This window comes from Fusobacterium sp. SYSU M8D902 (genome assembly GCF_040199715.1).
Lineage (GTDB): Bacteria > Fusobacteriota > Fusobacteriia > Fusobacteriales > Fusobacteriaceae > Fusobacterium_A.
Genome location: NZ_JBEFNA010000006.1, coordinates 38,853 through 61,212 on the forward strand (window position 1 = coordinate 38,853; position 22,360 = coordinate 61,212).

The window sequence follows — 22,360 nt, forward strand, 5'->3', positions numbered from 1 at the left end:
CTATGGAAATTGCAAAAAGAATTGAAAATTTAAGAGAACTGATGAAAAAAAATAGTATAGATTACTATATCATTCCTTCATCAGACTATCATCAAAGTGAGTATGTTGGAAGTTATTTCAAAAGTAGAGAGTGGATATCTGGTTTTACAGGATCTGCTGGAACTATATTAATAACTCTTGAAGAGGCTGGACTTTGGACTGATGGTAGATATTTTATACAAGCGGAGAAACAACTACTTGGCAGTGGGATAACTCTATTCAAAATGGGAGAAGAGGGAGTTCCTACTCTTAACCAATATATTAAATCTAAAATAAAAAACAAGGAAACAATTGGTTTTGATGGAAAAGTTTTAGCTACAAATTTCATCTTATCTCTTCAAGATGAGTTAGAGGATAGAGCAATTAATTTCAATTATAGATTCGATCTAATTAATGAGCTTTGGAATGATAGACCTAGCTTACCTTCTAGTGAAGTTTTTATCCTTGAAGAAAAGTATTGTGGTGAAGGTATCGAGAGTAAATTAAGTAGAATAAGAGCGACTCTTGAAGCAGAAAACTGCGATATGAATATCATCACTTCTCTAGATGATATTGCTTGGATATTCAATCTTAGAGGCAATGATGTTGTTAATAATCCTGTAAATCTTGCTTATGCTATCATAACAACTGACAGAGCTATCCTATATATTGACGAGAAAAAATTAAATGAAAAAGTTGAAAAATATCTTTATGAAAATAAAGTTGAAGTTAGAGATTATTTTGAAATTTATGAAGATATGGAAAGAATCTCAAACTCTAATATTATTATGATGGACTTAAATAAAGTTAACTATGCTATATTTAAAAACCTTAACTCTGAAATAAAGGTTGTCAATAGAGCAAATCCAAGTACTATATTAAAAGCTTGTAAAAATAAAATTGAGTTAGACAATCTAAGATCTTGTCATATTAGAGATGGAGTTGCTGTTACAAAATTTATGTTTTGGCTAAAAAACAGTATCTCAAAAGAAAATATCACAGAGATCTCAGCCACTGAAAAATTAGAGGACTTTAGAAAGGAACAAGCTCTTTATATTGAACCTAGTTTTGACACTATTACAGCTTATGAAGCTAATGCTGCAATGATGCATTACAAAGCTACTGAAGAGTCAAATGCTAAATTAGCTCCTAGAAACATGCTTTTAGTGGACTCAGGAGGACAATATTTTGATGGAACAACTGATATTACTAGAACTTTCATTCTTGGAGATTGTTCTTTGGAGATGAAAAAACATTTCACTCTTGTTTTAAAAGGAATGATCAATCTATCAAAAGTTAAATTCCTATATGGAGTTACTGGAACTAACTTAGATATATTGGCTAGACAAGCACTTTGGAATATTGGAATAGACTATAAATGTGGTACTGGTCATGGAGTTGGATTTTTACTAAATGTTCATGAAGGACCTCAAGGAATTAGAGTTCAATATAATCCTCAAAGATTGGAAGAGGGAATGAATGTTACTAATGAACCGGGAGTATATATTGAAGGATCTCACGGAATTAGATTAGAAAATGAATTGGTTGTTACAAAAGATGAAAAAACTGACTTTGGACAATTTATGAAGTTTGAAACAATAACTTATGCTCCATTGGATTTAGATGGAGTTGTAAATGAGCTATTATCTAGTGAAGAGATTGAGTTTTTAAATAATTATCATAAAATTGTGTATGATAAGATCTCTCCATTTTTAACTCCTGAAGAAAAAGAGTGGCTAAAAGAGTATACTCGAGAGATTTAACTAAATTAAATTAAGATACACAGTAGAGCAAGTAAGTTGAAGTTTACTTGCTCTTTTTTTATTTTACTCTGAATTATAATTTTTTCTTTTCGTATAATCATTTATTTTAATGAACCATATATAAAAAAAGAAATAAAAATTTTTTATAATCATTAAAAATAGAGATTTTTATATAATAAATCTTTAATCTAGAAACAGGAATATTACAAGCTACAGACAAAAAAATTACTAAAAAAGTCAGGAAATCATTTTTAAATATACTTTATTAAAATTAAACTATTCTATAATATATCAAATCAATATTTTTTCTATTATAATCTCTTTTTTATGCCTTTAATTACGTATTGAATTTGACCAAAATATAATATAGTAGTATAATTATACTAGAATAAGAACTTTTTTATTTTAAATAAGTTGTTAAAAAAGGCAAATTTAATAAAAAGATTACTTAAGTATGAAAGGAAGGTAGGATATGAGAGAAATATTTGAAATCAGATGGCATGGTAGAGGAGGACAAGGTGCTAAAACTGCTTCTCTTCTATTAGCTGATGCTGCTTTTAGTGGTGGAATGTATGTACAAGGATTCCCAGAATATGGACCTGAAAGAATGGGAGCTCCCATTACTGCATACAATCGTATCTCTAAAAATCCCGTTAGAGTGCATTCTAATATTTATGAACCAGACTTTGTTGTAGTAGTTGACGAAACTTTAATAGAGAGTGTTGATGTTACTAAAGGTTTGAAAGAGGATGGTGCTATAATCATAAATAGTTCTAAACCTGCTTCTGAATTTATTCCCTTTTTAAAAGGATACAAAGGAAGAGTATTTACTTGTGATGCAAGAAAAATTTCTGAAGAGACTTTAGGTAAAAATTTCCCTAATACTCCTATGCTTGGATCAGTTGTAAAAGTTAGTGAAGTTATGGAAGAGAAAGCTTTCTTAAAGGCTATGGAAGAATCTTTTAAACATAAATTTGCTAGTAAACCAGAAGTTTTAAAAGGAAATATGGACGCATTAATTCGTTCTATGAATGAGGTGAAAGAATAATGAAAAACAAAGCAGGATTACCTATAGTTGAAGATATAAAATGGCAAGATATCACTCCAGGTGGTATGGTTTATGAAGCTGGAAGTGCTGCTCAATTTAGAACAGGAGATTGGAGATCAAATAGACCAGTATTTATTGCTGACAACTGTAAACAATGTTTACTTTGTGTCCCTTGTTGTCCTGATTCATCAATTCCAGTAAAAGATGGTAAAAGACTTGATTTTGATATGGACCATTGTAAGGGTTGTGGAATTTGTGCAAAAGTCTGTCCTTTCAAAGCAATAGAAATGGTAAAAGAGTAAGTCGGAGGTAGAAATTAATGAGTATAAGAGAAAGAATGTCAGGAAATGAAGCTATCGCTATAGCTATGAAGCAAATAAATCCAGATGTAGTACCAGCATTCCCAATAACTCCTTCAACAGAGATCCCACAATATTTCTCTAAATTTGTAGCTGATGGAAGTGTTGATACTGAATTTATACCTGTGGAGTCTGAACACAGTGCTATGTCTGCTGCTATGGGTTCACAAGCAGCTGGAGCAAGAACAATGACTGCAACTTCATCTTGTGGACTTGCTCTTATGTGGGAGATGCTATATGTAGTATCTTCAGCAAGACTTCCTGTTACATTAGCTTGTGTAAATAGAGCTTTGACAGGACCTATCAACATCAATGCTGACCATAGTGACTCTATGGGTGCTAGAGATGCTGGTTGGATTCAACTTTACAGTGAAACAAACCAAGAGGCTTATGACAATATGTTACAAGCTAACAGAATTGGAGAACATCCAGATGTTCAATTGCCAGTAATGGTATGTCAAGATGGATTTATAACAAGCCACGCTGTTGAAAATATAGAATTAATTGAAGATGATAAAGCCAAAGCATTTGTTGGTGAATATAAACCAGAAGATTACTTATTGAATGCTAAGAGACCTATAGCAGTTGGTCCTTATGATATAGTTTCTTACTATATGGAGCATAAAGTTCAACAAGCTAATGCTATGAAAAATGCTAAAAAAGTGATCTTAGAAGTAGCAGCAGAGTTTGAAAAAATGACTGGAAGAAAATATGGTTTCTTTGAAGAATATAGACTTGAAGATGCAGAAGTAGCAATAGTTGTAATCAACTCAACTGCTGGTACTGCTAAAACTGCTATAGACGAGATGAGAAAAGAGGGTAAAAAAGTTGGTTTATTAAAAATTAGAGTATTTAGACCTTTCCCTATGGAAGAGATTGCTCAAGCTTTAAAACATATTAAAATGGTAGCAGTAATGGATAAATCTGAAGGTTTCTCTGCAGCAGGTGGTCCAGTATTTGCTGAAGTTAGATCAGCTCTTTATGACTGCAACCCAAGACCTAAAATGGTTAACTATGTATATGGACTTGGAGGAAGAGATGTTACAGTAGCTCATATTAAAGAGATATTTGAAACTCTATTAAAAGAAAAAGATGAAGAAGTTAGAGATACATATAGACATTTTGGTGTAAGAGGGTAGGAGGCAATAGTATGGCATATAATTTTAAAAAAGAGATGGAAAAACCAGAAAGATTAACTGGTGGTCATAGAATGTGTGCTGGTTGTGGAGCACCAGTAGCAGTAAGAGGAGTATTGAGAGCATTAAAACCTGAGGATCAAGCTGTAATTTGTAGTGCTACAAGTTGTTTAGAGGTATCTACCTTCCTATATCCTTTCACAGCTTGGAAAGATTCTTTTATTCACTCTGCCTTTGAAAATGCAGCTGCTACAATAAGTGGAGCACAAACTGCTTATAGAGTATTAAAGAAAAAAGGTAAAATTGATGATACTTATAAATTTATAGCCTTTGGTGGAGATGGAGGAACATATGATATAGGATTCCAATCATTATCTGGAGCAATGGAAAGAGGACATGATATGGTCTATGTTTGTTATGATAATGAAGCATATATGAATACTGGTATCCAAAGATCATCTGCTACTCCAATAGGAGCAGATACTACTACTACTCCTGTAGGAAAGGAAAGTGCTGGAAAACCACAAGGAAGAAAAGATTTAACTGATGTAATTGCAGCTCATAATGTTCCCTATGTTGCACAAACAACTTTTATAGGAAACTTTAAAGATTTACATGAAAAAGCAGAAAAAGCTATCTATACAGAAGGGGCAGCTTTCTTAAATGTTTTAGCTCCTTGTCCTAGAGGTTGGAGATATGAGAGTGAAGATTTGATGGAAATCTGTAAATTAGCGGTAGAAACTTGCTATTGGCCTCTATTTGAAGTGATCAATGGAGAATGGAAATTAAATTATAGACCTAAGAAAAAACTTCCTATTGAAGAGTTTTTAAAGAAACAAGGTAGATTTAAACATCTATTTAAACCTGAAAATAGACATATCATAGATAGAATACAGGCAAATGTAGATTTGAAATGGGAAAGACTATTAAAAAGATGTGGAGAAGAATTGGATAAATAAGAGTAAAAGAGCAAGTTAGCTAAGCTATACTTGCTCTTTTTCTATATCTCAAGCCAACCTTTATAATACCAATGTCTTCCTTTTTTTACAAAATAACTCCTTTCATGATGAACCACCTCTTCTCCGTTGCTATCAATATATCTAGCCTTAAATTCAACTATTCCCTCTTTATCAAATTGAGTTCCTGCAATAACTTCTACAATTTCAAGACCTAACCATTTAGAATTTTTTGCCCACTCCTCTGCTTCTTTCCAGCATATCCCTTTTGCCGTTTTAGGATCATGTGTTTTTTTGATAAATTCTATATCACATTTAGTGTATGCTTCATACCTTGCTTTCATTAATTCAAGTGCTGTTTTAGGGTTACTCATTTTATCCTCCTATTTTTTCTCAATTATATCATTTTTTCCACAATATTTCTTCTTAAAATTGATAATATTTATCCAACTATGCTATAATTAAAAGAAAGATTTAGAAAGGAGTGAGAAATAGTGGAAAGATATCAGAAAATATACTGGCCTTTAGAAAATATTGATATTGGAATTGAAAGTAAAAATTTAAAAAAATTAGAAAAACTAGGTATAAGATCTATATCTGATCTACTCTATTATTTTCCTAAAGCCTATGATGATAGAACTAATATAAAAAAAATTGGTGAACTTCGTGGAGAGGAATATGTTGTTTTAAAAGCTACTCTCTTAACTATTTCTGCACCACCTACACGTTCTGGATTAAAGATGGTAAAAACTACTGCCACAGATGGAACTGGTGTTATTGAAGTTATCTGGTTTCAAATGCCTTATTTAAGGAAGTCTTTAAAAATAGGAGAAGAGTATATATTTATTGGACAGGTTAAACGTGGTTACATATTTCAGATGGTCAATCCCGAATTTAAACTAAGTAGTAATCAAAGAAAACTTGATGAAGGAGAGATTCTTCCTATATACAGTACCAGTAAGGAGCTTCCTCAAAACTCTCTTAGAAAAATTATTGAAAAAACTCTCAATACAGCTCTCTCTATTATAAACGAAAATATTCCTGATGAGATAATTAAAAAATATAAGCTATTGGATAGAAAACAAGCATTAAAAGCTATACATTTTCCTAAAAACAGTAAAAATTTAGAGGAAGCTAAAAGACGTTTTGCTGTTGAAGAGCTATTGGTTTTAGAAATGGGAATACTTCAAAAAAGATTTGAGGTAGATGATTTAAATAAGGAAAAATACCAGCTAGAGGATAAGAAAAATCTAGTAAAAAAATATTTAGCATCTCTTCCCTTTGAATTAACCAATGCCCAAAAAAGAGTTATTACCGAAATATACCGAGATTTAGCAAATGGTCGAATTGTAAATAGATTGATTCAAGGAGATGTTGGAAGTGGTAAAACTGCTGTTTCAATGGTTTTACTTCTATACATGTTAGAAAACTCATATCAAGGAGTACTTATGGCTCCTACTGAGATCTTAGCAGTACAACACTACCTCTCAGTAAAAGATAAATTTGAAAAATTGGGAGTTCGAGTAGAATTATTAACTGGAAGTTTTACTGGAAAGAAAAAATTAAAAATATTAGAAGATATCAAAAATGGCGATATAGGTATTGTTATTGGAACTCATGCTCTTATTGAGGAGAGTGTTGTTTTTAATAAATTAGGATTAATTATAATTGATGAACAACATAGATTCGGAGTTTTACAGAGAAAAGCTTTGAAAGATAAAGGAGTTTTAGCCAATCTTGTTGTTATGAGTGCCACACCTATTCCACGTTCACTAGCTTTAAGTATCTATGGTGACTTAGATGTATCTGTTATAGATGAACTCCCACCAGGAAGAAAACCCATTAGAACTAAGTGGATCTCCTCTGATGAAGAGATAACCACAATGTATAATTTTATTGATAAAAAATTGCAACAAAGTAGACAAGCCTATTTTATAGCTCCTCTTATTGAGGAGAGTGAAAAATTATCTGCTAAATCTACACAAGAACTTACTGAGGAAGTAGAAAAATTTTTACCCAGTTATAAGATAGGAGTACTTCATGGAAAGATGAAAAACTCTGAAAAAGATGAGGTTATGGAAAAATTTAAAAATAAAGAGTTGGATATCCTTGTTTCAACAACAGTTATTGAAGTAGGTGTAGATGTTCCCAATTCATCTATCATAGTTATAAATAATGCTGAAAGATTTGGACTTTCCGCCCTTCATCAATTACGTGGAAGAGTTGGAAGAGGACAACATCAATCTTACTGTTTTTTAGTTTCTAAAACAGATAATGCCACATCTAAGGCTAGGCTTCAAGTTATGGAAGAGACTCAAGATGGATTTAAAATTGCTGAAGAAGATCTGAGACTTAGAAAATCAGGAGAGATTTTTGGAACAAAACAGAGTGGACTTAGTGACTTAAAATTTATTGATATAGTACATGATGTTAAAACTATAAAATTAGTTAAAGATATATGTACTGATTACCTGAAAGAAAACAATGGAAAAATTCATAATGATTATTTAGCTATTGATATTTCAGAAAAATTTAAAGAGGTAAAATAATAGACAAAGTATAAGGAAATATGTTAAAATATAGAGTAAAATAAATTTTAGATGGAGGATAAGATGAGATTCAGTAAGAGTTATATTAAAACACTTAAAGAAACTCCAAAAGAAGCTGAAATAGCAAGTCATAAACTTCTTTTGAGAGCTGCAATGATTAAGAAATTAACTAGTGGAGTGTACACATACCTACCTCTAGGATTAAAAGCTCTTAAAAAAGTAGAGGCTATTGTAAGAAGAGAGTTAGACAGAGCAGGATCACAAGAGGTATTTATGCCAGTTCTACAACCAGCAGAACTTTGGAAAGAAAGTGGAAGATGGGACGTTATGGGACCTCTTATGATGAAATTACAAGATAGAGCTAAGAGAGATTTCGTATTAGGACCAACACATGAAGAGGTAGTAACAGACCTTATTAAAAATGATTTAACATCATACAAACAATTACCTTTAAATTTATATCAAATTCAAGCTAAATTTAGAGATGAAATCAGACCTAGATTTGGACTTATGAGAGGAAGAGAGTTCGTAATGGAAGATGGATACTCTTTCCACGCTACTAGAGAATCTCTAGATCAAGAGTTTGACAACATAGAGGCTGCATACAAAAGAATATTTGCTGGATGCGGACTAAAGTTTAGACCTGTTGAGGCTGACTCTGGTGCCATTGGTGGAAATGGATCTAAAGAGTTCCACGTATTAGCTGATTCTGGTGAAGATGAGATCATCTACTGTGAGAGTTGTGACTATGCAGCTAACGTAGAAACTGCTGTAAGTAAAGTTTTCCATGCTGAAAAAGAGGAGTTAAAATCTCCTGAATTAGTTGATACTCCAAATGTATCAAAAATAGAGGACGTTGTAGAGTTTTTAAAAGTTCCTGTAGAAAGAACTGTAAAAGCTATGATGTATAAAGATCTTGGAACTGATGATGTATACATGGTACTAATCAGAGGAGATTATGAAGTTAATGAAACTAAACTTAAAAATGCTATAGACGCTATTGAAGTTGAGTTATTAACTGATGAAGAGTTAGAAAAATTAGGACTTATCAAAGGATTTATTGGTCCTTTTGGAGCAGATTTAGGAAATATAAAAATAGTGGCAGACGATACTGTTTTAGAGATAACTAACCACACAGCTGGTGGAAATAAATTGGATACTCACTACCTAAATGTAAACTATGGTAGAGACTATAAAGCTGATATTGTTAAAGATGTAAAAACTGTTAAACCAGGACATGTTTGTGAAAAATGTGATGGAACTCTTACTTCTGCTAGAGGAATTGAAGTAGGTCACATATTCAAACTAGGAACTAAATACTCTGAGAAGTTACAAGCTAACTTCATAGATGAAAAAGGAGAAACTCATCCTATAATAATGGGGTGCTATGGTATAGGAGTATCTAGAACTCTTGCTTCTGCTGTTGAACAAAACAATGATGAATTTGGAATAGTTTGGCCAACTGCTATAGCTCCATATATTGTAGATGTTATCCCTGCTAATATGAAAGATCAGACACAAGTAGCTCTTGCTGAAGAACTATATAATGCTCTACTTGATGATGGTATAGATACTATGATTGACGATAGAGATGAAAGACCTGGATTCAAATTTAAAGATGCTGACTTAATTGGATTCCCATTTAAAGTTATCTGTGGTAAAAAAGCTGGAGAAGGTCTTGTTGAGTTAAAGATAAGAAAAACTGGAGAAACTTTTGAAATTTCAAAAGATGAAGTTATCTCTAAAGTTAGAGAATTAATGAAAAAATACTAATGTTTTTAAGGAAAAACTTTTCAGTTTTTCCTTTTTTTTATAAAAAAACTCATATAGCAATTTTATTTTATATCAAATTAATCTAGTTTTATATTTTTTTTATGATATAATATAATAAAGATCATTAATGGAGGTTCATATGAAAGTTATAAATAAATTAGAAAAATTTTATGATAAAAATCTTCTATTAATATTTGAAGATGAGAATAATTATTGTGATTGTATTCCTGAAGATGGAAAAAAATTAATAGAAAAACTAAAGGAGAAAAACTCTTTTACTGGAAAGAGATCTGAAGTTTTATCAGTTAACTATTTTGTTAACGACACTCTTATATCAATGGATATTCTAGGATTTGGAAAAAAAGAGGAGTTCTCTGAAAATATATTGAGAGAGACTCTTTTTAAATATCTTAACGGACAAAAAGGTAGTATATTAATATCTAGTAACTCTAAAGAACTTGGAAATACCGATATTATTTGTGAAATAGTTGGAAATGTAAATTACTATTTTGATGAATTTAAAAGTGAAAAAGGAAAAAAAATAGATGTTGATTTTTTCTCTTTTGATAATATAGATATTACAGAGGCTCTTATTTTAAATGAGGCTACTGATGTTACTAGAGAATTGGTTAATTTACCAGCTAATATTATCAACCCTGACACTCTAGCTGAGAGAACTTTACTACTTGGTAAGGAGTTTGGATTTGAAGTAGAAATACTTGATGAGAATAAAATTCAAGATTTAGGTATGAACCTTTTATATAACGTTGGAAAAGCTTCTGTTAATAAACCTAAGCTTATAGTTATGAGATATTTTGGAGATTCTTCTTCTGATGAAAAAATAGGTTTAGTTGGAAAAGGATTAACTTATGATACTGGTGGACTTTGTTTAAAACCTGCTGATTCTATGCTAACTATGAAAGATGATATGACTGGTGGAGCTACAGTTATTGGTACAATGTGTGCTGTGGCTAAAAATAAAATAAAAAGAAATGTTATCGCTGTTGTTCCTGCTTGTGAAAACTCTATCAATGGAAACTCATACAGACCTGGAGATATTATCAAATCTATGAACGGAAAGAGTGTAGAGATAATAAATACTGATGCAGAAGGTAGATTAGCCCTTGCTGATGCTATAACTTATATTGTTAGAAATGAAAAGGTCAGTGAAATAATTGATGTAGCTACTCTTACTGGAGCTATGATGGTAGCTTTAGGTACATTTATTACTGGAGTATTCTCTAACTCTGATGATATTTATTCTAAATTAGAGAATAGTTGTAATAAATATGGAGAAAGAATCTGGAGAATGCCTCTTGATAACCAATTTAAAGAACTTTTAAAATCAGAGGTTGCTGATATTAAACATATGGGAACAAGATGGGGTGGAGCTATTAGTGCTGCTAAATTCTTAGAAATTTTTGCTGAGGATACTCCTTGGACACATATGGATATTGCTGGTACTGCCTTTGATAACTCCTCTAAATGGTTTAAAAAAGGAGCTTCTGGAGTACATGTAAAAGGTCTTTATAACTATTGTAAAGAGAGATAAGAAGTAAAATTTCTAACAGATCCTATAAGTTATCTACTAGTATTCTAAAATCATGAACTAAAATAAACTTATAAAACTAGAAAAAATAAGGATAATATAAAATATATTGAACTTTATAATTTTTTTATTGGCATCTATAATTTTATAGTTTTTTCCCTTATAATTTTAATATAATCAATACTTTACGGAGGGGAAAAATGTTAATACAATCAATGTTAGAGCTTATTGGAAATACTCCAATTATAAAATTAAATAATATCGAAACTTTTGGAAATAATATATATTTAAAATTAGAAGGAAGTAATCCTAGCAAAAGTACTAAAGATAGAATAGCTTTGGCTATGATTGAAGATGCTGAAAAATCTGGAAAAATAAGTAAAAAAACAACTATAATTGAAGCTACTAGTGGAAATACAGGAATTTCATTAGCTATGATCTGTGCTTTGAAAAAATATAGATTAAAAATAATAATGCCTGACAATATGAGTGTTGAAAGAATTCAACTTATGAGAGCCTATGGAGCAGAGGTAATTTTAACTCCTGGACACTTAGGAATGAAAGGTTGTAGTGATAAACTTGAATTAATAAAAGAGGAAACAAAAGATTATTTTATTCCTAATCAATTTTCTAATCCTAGAAATCCAGGTATACACTATGAAACTACTGCCAATGAAATTCTAAAAGATTTGAATAATAAAATTGACTATTTTATCTGTGGAACAGGAACAGGCGGAAGTTTTTCTGGAATTGCTAAAAGATTGAAAGAGGTTATTCCAAGTATACAAAACATAGCTCTTGAACCTGATACTTCTCCTCTTATCTCAAAAGGATATACTGGATCTCATAAGATTCAAGGTATGGGTATGAGCTTGGGAAAAATACCAGATGTTTTTAATAATAGCTTAGCTGATAAAGTATTGTTGGCTAACTATGATAAAAGTATTGATTATATGAAAAAATTAGCTAAAGAAGAGGGAATTCTAGCTGGAATTTCCACTGGAGCTACTCTATCTTCAGCTATAGAAATTTGTAAAAATAATAAAAATAAAAATTTAAATATTGTTGTATTTTCTAACGATTCTGGAGAAAAATATCTATCTAGTAATATTTTTTAGAAAATTCTCACGCATTTTTATTTCACATTAAAAAAGTTGATTAACTCAATCTATTGTCTGAGTCAATCAACTTTTTTCCTCTATTTTGATGAACTGTTTTTCACAACATATTGATAAAGATCATTTTCAATCTCATCTTTCAATAAAAGTAAATACTCTACAACACTATTTCCTTTATAGTTTATTGTATCCTTTCCTTCTAAAACTGTTTCTATCTCTCCAATATAATAAAAATTTTCTCCTGTTTTTCTTTTTAAAAAAGCCTCTAAAGTGTAATAATTTTCAGCTATCTTCCCTTCAGCTGTCAACTTTCCATCTCTTTTCAAGCATCTTTTATTTTTAGAAAACCATACAAATTTTCTTCTATCATAAAATACATTATCATATTGTGTCATATCTAGATCATTATCTACAGTTATAAAAAGAATTACCTTTCTAGCCTCTTCAAAAACTGTATATCCACTCACTTGATATCCATTGTTAAAGTCTAAGTTCAGATACCAAAACGCCTCCTGTTTGCTATACTCCTTATACTTTAATATACTCTTTTCTCCAACTTGTTTATAGTTCTTACCACTATAAGCTAAATTATATTTAATCAGGTCATCTATCAAATCTTTGAAATATCTATTTTTACTATAACTTTCAAAAAAATCTTTTGCAAGAACAATCTTATCACCATATCTTTCTAATATAGGATAAAACTCCTTAGCTGTTGACAAACTGACAAAAATCTCTTTAAGAAGATGTTTTACTCCATTCTCTACACTCTCTTTTTGATTTTTTAGACTATATTCATTCTCTAAAATCTTTTCTATAATCTCTATATTTACATCTTTATTTATCAATGCCTCTTTTAAAATAAGCATCTCATGTACCCTTTTAGCTGGTGTAAAAAAACTTGAAAGAAAAGTAAGATAATTATTCTCTTTTTGATTTAATGGTTCTAATTCTAATTTAGGTTTTAATATTCTTAAAACTTCATCATAAGTTTTTTTATATTTTAAAATTACACTTGGATCTATCATATTTCTCTCAAAAAAATCAGATAACATAGGTATTCTTCCCAATTGTTTTTCTAAAAAGATAAAATCCTTCTCTATATTTTTTTTAGTTGAAAAATTATTTTTATTGATATTATCAAATATTCTCTCTTTAACTATCTCTTCAAAAATTATCGAACTCTCTCCAGGAATTATATTTGTTCCATTCACTAAAAATCTTTTCATATAGTCCTTATCAAAGCTATTATTTTGAGATATAGCTATGGGAATCAAAAAGTTTTTTTCGTAGTTCCCTATAAAGTCTAAAATAACTAAGTATTCCTTGTCCTTATATTTTCTTAATCCTCTTCCCAATTGTTGGATATACACTATAGAAGATTGTGTTGGTCTCAATAAAATCACTTGATTTATACACGGAATATCTACCCCTTCATTAAATATATCCACTGTTATTATATACTCTATCTCACCATCTTCTAGTTTTTTTATTGTTTTCTCTCTTTTCTCATCACTGTCATCACCCTTTAAAGCTTCACACCTAACTCCTCTCTCTTTAAACTTTTCACTTAAGATTATAGCCTCCTCAACTCTAGATACAAATATAAGCCCGTGGAGTTTATCCCCACTATAACCGTAAAATCTACTTTTTTCTAGAATATGCTCCACTCTTTCTGAGACTACAAGTTTATTTATATGAGTTTTTTCACTTATTATCTCTCCGTTTATCTCTATATCTGATACTCCAAAATAGTGAAATGGACATAACAAACTCTCTTTCAAAGCATCATACAATCTTATTTCATAAGCTATATTATTATCAAATAATTTATAGATATCAAAATTATCTCCTCTTTCTGGAGTGGCTGTCATTCCAAGTAAAAATTTAGGTATGAAGTAATTTATTAGATTTTGGTAAGTTTTGGCTCCACTGTGATGTACCTCATCTATAACTATATAATCAAAGTAATCTCTTGGAAATTTTCTAAAATTCTCCTCTTTTCCCAATGTTTGAATCATAGCAAAAACAATATCTGCCTCTCTATTTTCATCATTGTTATAGATTATGATCTCCCTTTCTTTTAAAATCTTTTCAAAAGTCTCCTTTGCCTTTTCAAGAATAGTCTTTCTATGGGCTATAAATAGTACTCTTTTGGGATTACAGTTTTGAACATCAAAAGCACTTAAATATGTTTTTCCTGTTCCAGTGGCACTTATCAAAAGTCCTCTTTTCTCATACTTTCTCAAAACTCTCAGATTTTCCAATGCCTGAATCTGCATCATATTAGGTTTAATCTTTTCCTCTTTTAACTCTTTTTCTTTTCTTCTCTCTCTATACTCTCTGTTAAATTCATACACATTCTCATACTCTATTATCTTTTCTATAGTTAAATTTTCAAGTCCATTAAAAACTTCATAGAAATTTTCCAAAGTATCCTTTATAATCCTTCCACTTTCTAAAGAGTTTATCATCAAATTCCATTCAAAATTAGTAGTAAGTGCTGTTTGAGTAAGATTACTACTACCTATCATCATACTCCAAATATTTCCTTTTTTAAAAAAATAACCTTTAGCATGAAATTTCTCTGTAGATAGAATTTTCAATTCTATATTTTTAAACTCTAGCAGTTTTTTTAAAGCCTTAGGCTGTGTAAAATTCAAATAATCTCCAGTTAAAATTTTTCCTTTTACTCCTCTTTTATCTAGCTCTCTCAACTGTTCCAATATCATTGTGACACCACTCATTGTTATAAATGCCACTGATATTATAAACTCCTCACACTCTTCTAACTCTCTTCTCAATAAACTTATTATCTTTTCTTCTCTATTGGATATTAATTTATGTTGATACCTATCTGATGACTCTATCTCTCTATCTATGAGACTTGTTTTAATACTGTTTATCAAAATATTTTCCACTATACTCTCCATTCTAACAAAATAGGGAAAGTCCAAATTCTTGCACTCTCCCTATTATCTACTAGTCAGCTAAAACTGTTTTTAATTCTTTTTCCAATTTTTTTAGAGCGTTTGCTCTGTGACTGATCTTATTCTTTATCTCTGGCATCTCAGCTAAAGACATCTTGTATTCAGCTACATAGAAGTATGGATCATACCCAAAACCATCTTTTCCCTTAGGTTCATATAGTAATTCTCCCTCTATCTCACCTCTAAAAGAGTAAGATCTACCATCTGGTTTTCCTAGAGTAACAACACTTACGAAATGACATCTTCTATTTTTTTCATCTTTCATTACTTCCATTAATTTTTGGTTATTTGATTCATCAGTGGCATTCTCTCCAGAATATCTTGCTGAATATACTCCAGGAGCTCCATTTAAAGCTTCTACACATAGTCCTGAATCATCAGCTATTGTAATCATTCCTGTATATTTAGCAATCTCAACAGCTTTTTTAGCTGAATTCTCTTCAAATGTCTCTCCATCTTCAATTACTTCTGGTATCTCTATTCCATCTTTTATAGATAGAATCTCTACATCTTCTACATTGGAAAATATAGCCTTTATCTCATCAATCTTATGTTTATTTCCTGTTGCTAAAAATATCTTCATAACTATCCCTCTATTATTTTATTTTGTAATTCCATTATCTCTTTTAAACCTTTTTCAGCTAAATCCAACATCTCATTTAGCTCTTTTCTTGTGTAAGTTGCCTCTTCTCCTGTTCCTTGTACCTCTACAAACTCACCATTTCCATTCATTACAACATTCATATCTACCTCTGCTGCTGAATCTTCAGTGTATTTCAAATCAAGTACTGGAGTTTTATTTACAATTCCCACACTTATAGCTGCTACATTTGAAGTTATTGGATTTTCATTTAGAACTCCCTCTGCCACTAATTTTTTCATAGCAAGAGCTAAAGCTATATACCCTCCTGTTATTGAAGTAGTTCTTGTTCCACCATCTGCTTGTATTACATCACAATCTATTGTTATCGTTCTTTCACCTAATTTTTCTAAATCTACTGCTGTTCTTAAGGCTCTTCCTATCAATCTTTGAATTTCCATAGTTCTCCCACTAAGTTTTCCCTTAGCAGATTCTCTCTGATTTCTCTCTCCAGTAGCTCTTGGTATCATAGAGTATTCAGCAGTCAACCATCCTTTTCCCTGATTTTTTAAGAATGGAGGGACTTTATCACTTACAGTGGCTGTACATATAACCTTTGTATTTCCACACTCCATTAGTACTGACCCCTCAGCATAAAGGTTAAAGTCTTTTGTTGCCTTTAAAGGTCTTAACTCATCTACATTTCTTCCATCTTCTCTCAATTTTAATGTTCTCATATCCTCTTCAATTATCATCTCTTTTATCATACCTATCTCCTACACTCTCATACTTTCTCTCTCTTTTACTTCTTTTCCAAATTGTATCTCATAAAAATGCTTATATAAACCATTTTGATTTAATAACTCCTGATGTTTTCCAATCTCTTTAATCTCTCCATTTTCCATAACTACAATCTTATCTGCATTTATTATTGTAGATAATCTATGAGCTATTACAAATGTTGTTCTATTTATCATAAGTTTATCTAAAGCATCTTGAACAAGTCTTTCTGACTCTGTATCTAAAGCTGATGTTGCCTCATCTAGAATTAATATCTCTGGGTTTTGAATTAAGGCTCTTGCTATTGCAATTCTCTGTTTTTGTCCACCAGATAGCATAACTCCTCTTTCTCCAACTTCAGTCTCAAATCCATTTTCCAGCTCAGTTATAAAGCTATATGCATTAGCCATTTTAGCTGCTTGAATTATCTCCTCTTCACTTACATTCTCTTTTCCAAAAGAGATATTTTCAGCTATAGTTCCTGAAAACAGGAAACTCTCCTGTGGAACAATCCCTATTAGATCTCTATATTTATTTAAAGAGATATTTTTTATATCTTTTCCATTGATTAAAATTTTTCCCTCAGTAGCCTCAAAAAATCTAGGAATAAGGTTAACTATTGTTGTTTTTCCACTTCCACTCTTTCCAACAAAGGCAACGACCTCTCCAGCTTTAACATCTAAATTTATATTTTTTAAAGCATTACTTTTAGCATCATCATAAGCGAAAGAGACATTGTCAAAATGGATATTCTCTATTCTTCCCTCTAATTTTTCCTCTTCTCCATAGTACTCCTTTTCAACTGGTACATCTAAGATCTCTATCACCCTATCAGCAGAAGGGATAGCTTCTTGTAAATCATTATTCTTGCTAACCAATCTCTTCAATGGTTGGCTCATCAATCCAAGTGCAGTAACAAAAGATATTAAATCTCCAGGAGATATAGTTTGAGTTACAACTATTTGATACCCACCATATGCAGCTACTAAAACTACCATTAAAGTTGTTATTACCTCATTGATAGGAGATACCTTTGCCTTAATCTTTGTACTTTTATATGATTTTTCAAACTCATCCATACTGATATCTTTATACTTATCAATAATCATATCACTATTATTAAAAGCTTTTATTACAAATATACCTGATAAACTCTCTTGTACAAAAGCTGTTACTGCTCCTGATGTATCCTGTCTAACTCTACCAGATTTTCTAATTTTTTTAGTATACTTTCTCACCGTATTTATAACAAGTGGCATAACTGTTAATGATATTGTTGCTAATATCCAATCCACTTGAAACATTCTAAATACAAGAGCTACCACTGTTAAAAACTCTCTTAACATTTCAAAAAGAATAAAACCTATTCTTCCAAGAGTAGCTGAATCTCCAGAAAGTCTAGCCATTATATCTCCCAATTTATTTTTTCTAAAATATGATATTGGCAATTTTTGTAGATGTATAAAGACATCTATTTTTATATCTCTCTTTATTGTTTCAGTTACATAGTTTGATGAGATATTTGCATAGTAAGATGATACCACCTTTATAACTGTAGACAAAAATATAGCTGATATTACCATTGTCATCATTTTTGCATCTTTTTTTACTAATACATCATCTATCAAATATTTACTTAACCAAGCTGGTACAGCTCCCATTGCTGATGTCAAAACTGACATCAAGATAACTGCCACCATTGCCCATTTATATTTAAAACTATATTTTAAAAAGCTATTTAACGATTTATTTTGAAATATATTTGCTTTCATCTCTCTCCTTTCATTAGAAAATCCCCATAACTTTCAACTACATTTTTTCCTGAAAGTCTTTTTCTTACCTCTTGAATATTTCTATCAATCTCATCTCTATTTTTTTCTAATTTCAATATATATTTTTCTATCTCATCTACATTGCATCTCTCCTGTAAAAGTTCTGGGAAAACCTCTCTATCCAATGTAAGATTTGGCAAAGAAACAAAACCTATCTTCAATATATATTTCGCTATAAAAGCATTTATTCTTCCTGTTTTATATACCACTATTGTAGGTAGCCCCATCAAGGCTAATTCTAAAGTCACTGTTCCTGAGGCTGCAATAGCTAATCTAGATACTCTTACACATTGTGAAAGATCCTTTTCAAACTCTATCTCTAAATTTGGATACTCACTTAAATCTCTATCTATCCATTGAAGATGCTCCTCTTTAGAAAGTTTAAGCAAAAACTTTTTCTCATTTTCTCTTTTTACTAGATCTAACATTATTGGAATAAGTGATTTTATCTCCTGCTTTCTACTCCCTGGCAATAATAGAATATACTCCTCATCTCTAGGTTCTACTACATACTTATCCACAAATGGATTTCCGTAGTACACAACATCAACATTGTGTTTTTTATAAAACTCAACTTCCCAAGGAAAAATTACCATAATATGGTCTGCTTTTTTTAATTTTGTTATTCTCTTTTCTCCCCAGATCCATAATTTGGGTGGTATATAGTAAAATACCTCTATATCCTCAATCTCCTTTTTTAAAAGTTCTAAAAATTTTAGGTTAAATCCTCCATAGTCTACTAGTATAACCTTTTTTATATTCTCTCTCTTTATAAATTCTACATACTCATTAGCTTTTCTCTTTAAAAAGCTATATTTCTTCAAAACTTCAGTAAATCCCATTATTGCAAGTTCATCTATATTCTGAATTACATTTACTCCCACTCTTTCACTATGCTTTCCTGCAACACCATAAAATTCAACATTGTCATATCTCTTTTTAATGGCTTCCACCACATAGGAAAGGTGTAGATCCCCTGAAACTTCACCTGTTGAAACAAAAAATTTCATAATTATCTCCTATTAAACTTTTACTCCCAATATAAATAAAGAGTTCTCTTCTGCCAATTTTATTGCTTCATCTCTATTCAAAAAAAGCATTCTTCCTGCTTCTCCTACAATTCCTTTAGCTCCTATCTCAATAGCTCTTTTAATTGTCTCTATTCCAACTGCAGGTATGTCTACTCTCATATCTTGTTGTGGTCTTGACATCTTAACAATTATTGTACCAGCTCCAGCTAACTCTCCAGCTCTCTTTATTGTTTTATCAGTTCCCTCTATTCCTTCAAGAGCGACTACTGATGAATCTTTACACACCACTGTCTGCCCTGCATCTACCTCACTCAAAGCTTTTGCAGCTTCTATTCCTATCTTAATACTCTTCATATCTTCAACAGTTGGCTTTATATTGGTATAACACTCATCTTTAAACATAAAACCTTTTAAAAGATAGTTCTGAGGGAGAACTTTTATTCCATTCAATCTAAAAAATGCTATAATTGCAAAAAGGAGAGTTTCATCTTTTCTATCTGGTAATCTCCTCAGAAGCTCCTCTCCAAATCTATCTAATTTTATATCTTTAAATATTATATCTTTCTCTACTTTCCCGAGCATAACTATTTCATTGATATTATTAAGTAGGAAGTACTTAATAATACTTCCTACCTCACCTATATTGAAAGCTATAAAATTTTTATGTGATTTTATACCCTCATCTATACTATCAAATAGTCCTAAAGGAAAAACATCTAACTCCTGTTTTTCAGCTTCTTCTAGAAAATAGAGAGGTAATTTTCCATTACCAACTATTATCCCTATTTTTTTCATTATCTAGCTATACCTCTATTACTATTTTTTATAAACTCTACAAAATATGCTATGTTCTTATCTTGCTCTATCTCTGCTTCAATCTGTGCTAAAGCCTCTTTTAAAGGTAATCCACTTCTGAATATCAATCTGTAAGCTTTCTTTATCCTGCTTATCTCTTCATCTGTAAAACCTCTTCTTCTCAATCCCACACTGTTAAGACCTCTTGCTACAGCCTTATTTCCCTCTGCTAAAACAAAAGGACATATATCTTGATTTATAGCACTAGCTCCTCCTGTCATTGAAAAAGAACCAATTCTACAAAATTGATGAACTGGAGTTAATCCTCCTATTATTGCAAAGCTATCAACTACAACATGTCCAGCTAATGTGACATTGTTTGCTAATATACATCCATCTCCAACTATTACATCATGAGCTACGTGAACATATGCCATCAATAGATTGTTGCTCCCTATTCTAGTTTCCCATCTATCATCTGTTCCTCTATGAATAGTTACAAACTCTCTAATTGAGTTATTATTTCCTATAATAGTTTTTGTTGGTTCATTTTTATATTTTAAATCTTGAGAGGCTTTTCCTATAGAAACAAAAGAGTAAATCGTATTGTTCTCTCCTATCTCTGTAATTCCCTCTACTACTACATGTGATTGAAGTACTGTATTTTTTCCTATCTTTACATCTTTTCCTACTATGCAATATGGACCTATTTTTACTCCATCCTCTATAACAGCACCCTCTTCTATTATAGCAGTATTATGAATATCTATCATAACTATCCCCCATTTTCTATTTGTCTGTTATACAGAAAGTAAAGTTTGCTTCACAAGCAACATTTCCATCTACTAAAGCTTTTCCATGAGCTTTTACGAAATTTCTTTTTATTTTCTCTACTTCTACCTCGTATATTATCTGATCTCCAGGTCTTATTGGTGATTTAAATTTTGCACTTTCTACTCCTACAAAGTAAGGAACTTTTCCCTCTATTCCGTCCATAACAAGAACTCCTAGACATTGTGCCATTCCCTCTACTATTAATACTCCTGGCATTATAGGATGTCCTGGAAAATGCCCATTAAAGAACTCTTCATTTATAGTTACATTTTTAAGTCCTTTTATTTTTTGCTCCTCTTTGTTTACCTCAATTATTCTATCTACTAATAAAAATGGATATCTGTGCGGTATTCTTTTCATTATTTCTAAAGTATCTAACATCAATTTCCTCCTAAATTATATCTTGACTTATATTTTACATGTTTTTTAATAATTTTGCAAATTCTATATCTAAAGCGTGTCCAGCTTTTATAGCTATAATGTGAGCTTTTATTGGTCTATTTAAAATTTTTAAATCTCCAATAATATCAAGCATCTTGTGTCTAACAAACTCATCTTCAAATCTAAGTCCACCTGGATTCAATACTCCATCTTTTTTTATAACAATGGCATTTTCCAAAGTTCCACCTAAAGCTAAATTATTTTTCTTCAAATACTCTATCTCATAATCAAATCCAAAAGTTCTAGCTGAGGCTATCTCTTTTTTATATGTTTCTAAATCTACTTCAAATTCAGCTAATTGTGATTTTAAAAATGTATGTTCAAACTTAATTGTATAAGTTAATTTATAACCATCATATGGTAGAGCTACTATATTTTTATCTCCAACACTTAGATATATTGGCTCTTTAACAATTAAAGGTTCCACATCTTCTTCTAACTCTTTTAGTCCAGCCTCCTCAAAAAGCTCTATAAATACTCTTGCACTTCCATCACAAATAGGTAATTCATTTCCATCTAGTTCTACAACTAAATCTGTGATATCTAAAGCATATAGAGCAGATAGAAAATGCTCTATTGTATGTACCTTTGCTCCATACTCATTTTGTAAATTAGTTCCACGAGTTAGATCAAAAGTATTCTCTATATCTAAAACTATCTCATTTTTTCCCTCTTCTAAATCAACTCTTTTGAAAACTATTCCCTCTTTACTAGGAAGTAGTCTCATCTTTATATTTTCACCTTTATGAAGTCCTATCCCTACATATTCAATCTCTTTGGCAACTGTCTTTCTTTTCATTTTACCTCC

17 protein-coding genes and 1 pseudogene are annotated in these 22,360 nt (G+C 30.9%); 9 read left to right on the forward strand and 9 right to left on the reverse strand.

Going from position 1 to position 22,360, the window contains the following annotated elements:
* Positions 1-2: 2 nt before the first annotated feature.
* From ABNK64_RS04145 to ABNK64_RS04165, 5 genes are all read left to right on the forward strand, one after another.
* Positions 3-1,781 (forward strand): aminopeptidase P family protein, encoded by a 1,779-nt coding sequence (locus ABNK64_RS04145; RefSeq protein WP_349763577.1) that lies wholly within the window; start codon positions 3-5, stop codon positions 1,779-1,781.
* 472 nt (positions 1,782-2,253) lie between these two features.
* Entirely contained in the window at positions 2,254-2,829 is a 576-nt protein-coding gene (locus tag ABNK64_RS04150) for a 2-oxoacid:acceptor oxidoreductase subunit gamma family protein (RefSeq protein ID WP_349763578.1), read from the forward strand.
* On the forward strand, positions 2,829-3,131 hold the full coding sequence (locus ABNK64_RS04155) for a 4Fe-4S binding protein (protein ID WP_349763579.1): 303 nt from the start codon (positions 2,829-2,831) through the stop codon (positions 3,129-3,131). Before ABNK64_RS04150 ends, ABNK64_RS04155 begins: the two co-directional genes overlap by 1 nt.
* 17 nt (positions 3,132-3,148) lie before the next feature.
* Positions 3,149-4,327: a pyruvate ferredoxin oxidoreductase gene (porA, locus tag ABNK64_RS04160; protein WP_300340745.1), complete on the forward strand. Its 1,179-nt coding sequence runs from the start codon at positions 3,149-3,151 to the stop codon at positions 4,325-4,327.
* Positions 4,328-4,338: 11 nt separating this feature from the next.
* Complete coding sequence (locus ABNK64_RS04165; protein ID WP_291255990.1) at positions 4,339-5,283, forward strand: thiamine pyrophosphate-dependent enzyme; 945 nt, start codon at positions 4,339-4,341, stop codon at positions 5,281-5,283.
* Positions 5,284-5,324: 41 nt separating this feature from the next.
* Here ABNK64_RS04165 and ABNK64_RS04170 read toward each other — a convergent pair whose 3' ends face one another.
* Entirely contained in the window at positions 5,325-5,654 is a 330-nt protein-coding gene (locus tag ABNK64_RS04170) for a YchJ family protein (protein ID WP_300341957.1), read from the reverse strand.
* Positions 5,655-5,771: 117 nt separating this feature from the next.
* On the opposite strand from ABNK64_RS04170, the gene recG reads away from it, so the two are divergent.
* The 4 genes from recG (at position 5,772) to cysK (ending at position 12,269) form a co-directional block, all read left to right on the forward strand.
* Entirely contained in the window at positions 5,772-7,829 is a 2,058-nt protein-coding gene (gene recG / locus ABNK64_RS04175; RefSeq protein ID WP_349763595.1) for an ATP-dependent DNA helicase RecG, read from the forward strand.
* Between the two features lie 63 nt (positions 7,830-7,892).
* Complete coding sequence (locus tag ABNK64_RS04180) at positions 7,893-9,602, forward strand: proline--tRNA ligase (RefSeq protein ID WP_349763580.1); 1,710 nt, start codon at positions 7,893-7,895, stop codon at positions 9,600-9,602.
* 139 nt (positions 9,603-9,741) lie between these two features.
* Positions 9,742-11,154 carry a leucyl aminopeptidase gene (locus ABNK64_RS04185; protein ID WP_349763581.1) on the forward strand — a complete coding sequence of 471 codons (1,413 nt, stop codon included), beginning with the start codon at positions 9,742-9,744 and terminating at the stop codon, positions 11,152-11,154.
* A 197-nt stretch (positions 11,155-11,351) separates the two neighbouring features.
* Positions 11,352-12,269: a cysteine synthase A gene (cysK, locus tag ABNK64_RS04190; RefSeq protein WP_349763582.1), complete on the forward strand. Its 918-nt coding sequence runs from the start codon at positions 11,352-11,354 to the stop codon at positions 12,267-12,269.
* Positions 12,270-12,349: 80 nt separating this feature from the next.
* Here the strand turns inward: cysK and ABNK64_RS04195 are convergent, their stop codons facing one another.
* From ABNK64_RS04195 to lpxC, 8 genes and pseudogenes are all read right to left on the reverse strand, one after another.
* Positions 12,350-15,190, reverse strand: coding sequence for a DUF3427 domain-containing protein (locus tag ABNK64_RS04195; protein ID WP_349763583.1), 2,841 nt, complete (start codon positions 15,188-15,190; stop codon positions 12,350-12,352).
* 61 nt (positions 15,191-15,251) lie between these two features.
* A pseudogene (rph, locus tag ABNK64_RS04200) lies at positions 15,252-16,576 on the reverse strand (ribonuclease PH).
* Between the two features lie 39 nt (positions 16,577-16,615).
* A complete protein-coding gene (locus ABNK64_RS04205; protein ID WP_300341948.1) occupies positions 16,616-18,391 on the reverse strand; it encodes an ABC transporter ATP-binding protein in 1,776 nt (591 codons plus the stop codon).
* The gene (gene lpxB / locus ABNK64_RS04210; protein ID WP_349763584.1) at positions 18,388-19,461 is read right to left on the reverse strand and encodes a lipid-A-disaccharide synthase; all 1,074 of its coding nucleotides are present in this window, start codon (positions 19,459-19,461) and stop codon (positions 18,388-18,390) included. Before lpxB ends, ABNK64_RS04205 begins: the two co-directional genes overlap by 4 nt.
* A 12-nt stretch (positions 19,462-19,473) precedes the next feature.
* Positions 19,474-20,277, reverse strand: coding sequence for an LpxI family protein (locus tag ABNK64_RS04215; RefSeq protein WP_291255965.1), 804 nt, complete (start codon positions 20,275-20,277; stop codon positions 19,474-19,476).
* Positions 20,277-21,050: an acyl-ACP--UDP-N-acetylglucosamine O-acyltransferase gene (gene lpxA / locus ABNK64_RS04220; protein WP_291255964.1), complete on the reverse strand. Its 774-nt coding sequence runs from the start codon at positions 21,048-21,050 to the stop codon at positions 20,277-20,279. Before lpxA ends, ABNK64_RS04215 begins: the two co-directional genes overlap by 1 nt.
* Before the next feature lie 16 nt (positions 21,051-21,066).
* Positions 21,067-21,492 carry a 3-hydroxyacyl-ACP dehydratase FabZ gene (fabZ, locus tag ABNK64_RS04225; RefSeq protein ID WP_291255963.1) on the reverse strand — a complete coding sequence of 142 codons (426 nt, stop codon included), beginning with the start codon at positions 21,490-21,492 and terminating at the stop codon, positions 21,067-21,069.
* A 34-nt stretch (positions 21,493-21,526) separates the two neighbouring features.
* A complete protein-coding gene (lpxC, locus tag ABNK64_RS04230) occupies positions 21,527-22,351 on the reverse strand; it encodes a UDP-3-O-acyl-N-acetylglucosamine deacetylase (RefSeq protein WP_291255962.1) in 825 nt (274 codons plus the stop codon).
* Positions 22,352-22,360: the final 9 nt, after the last annotated feature.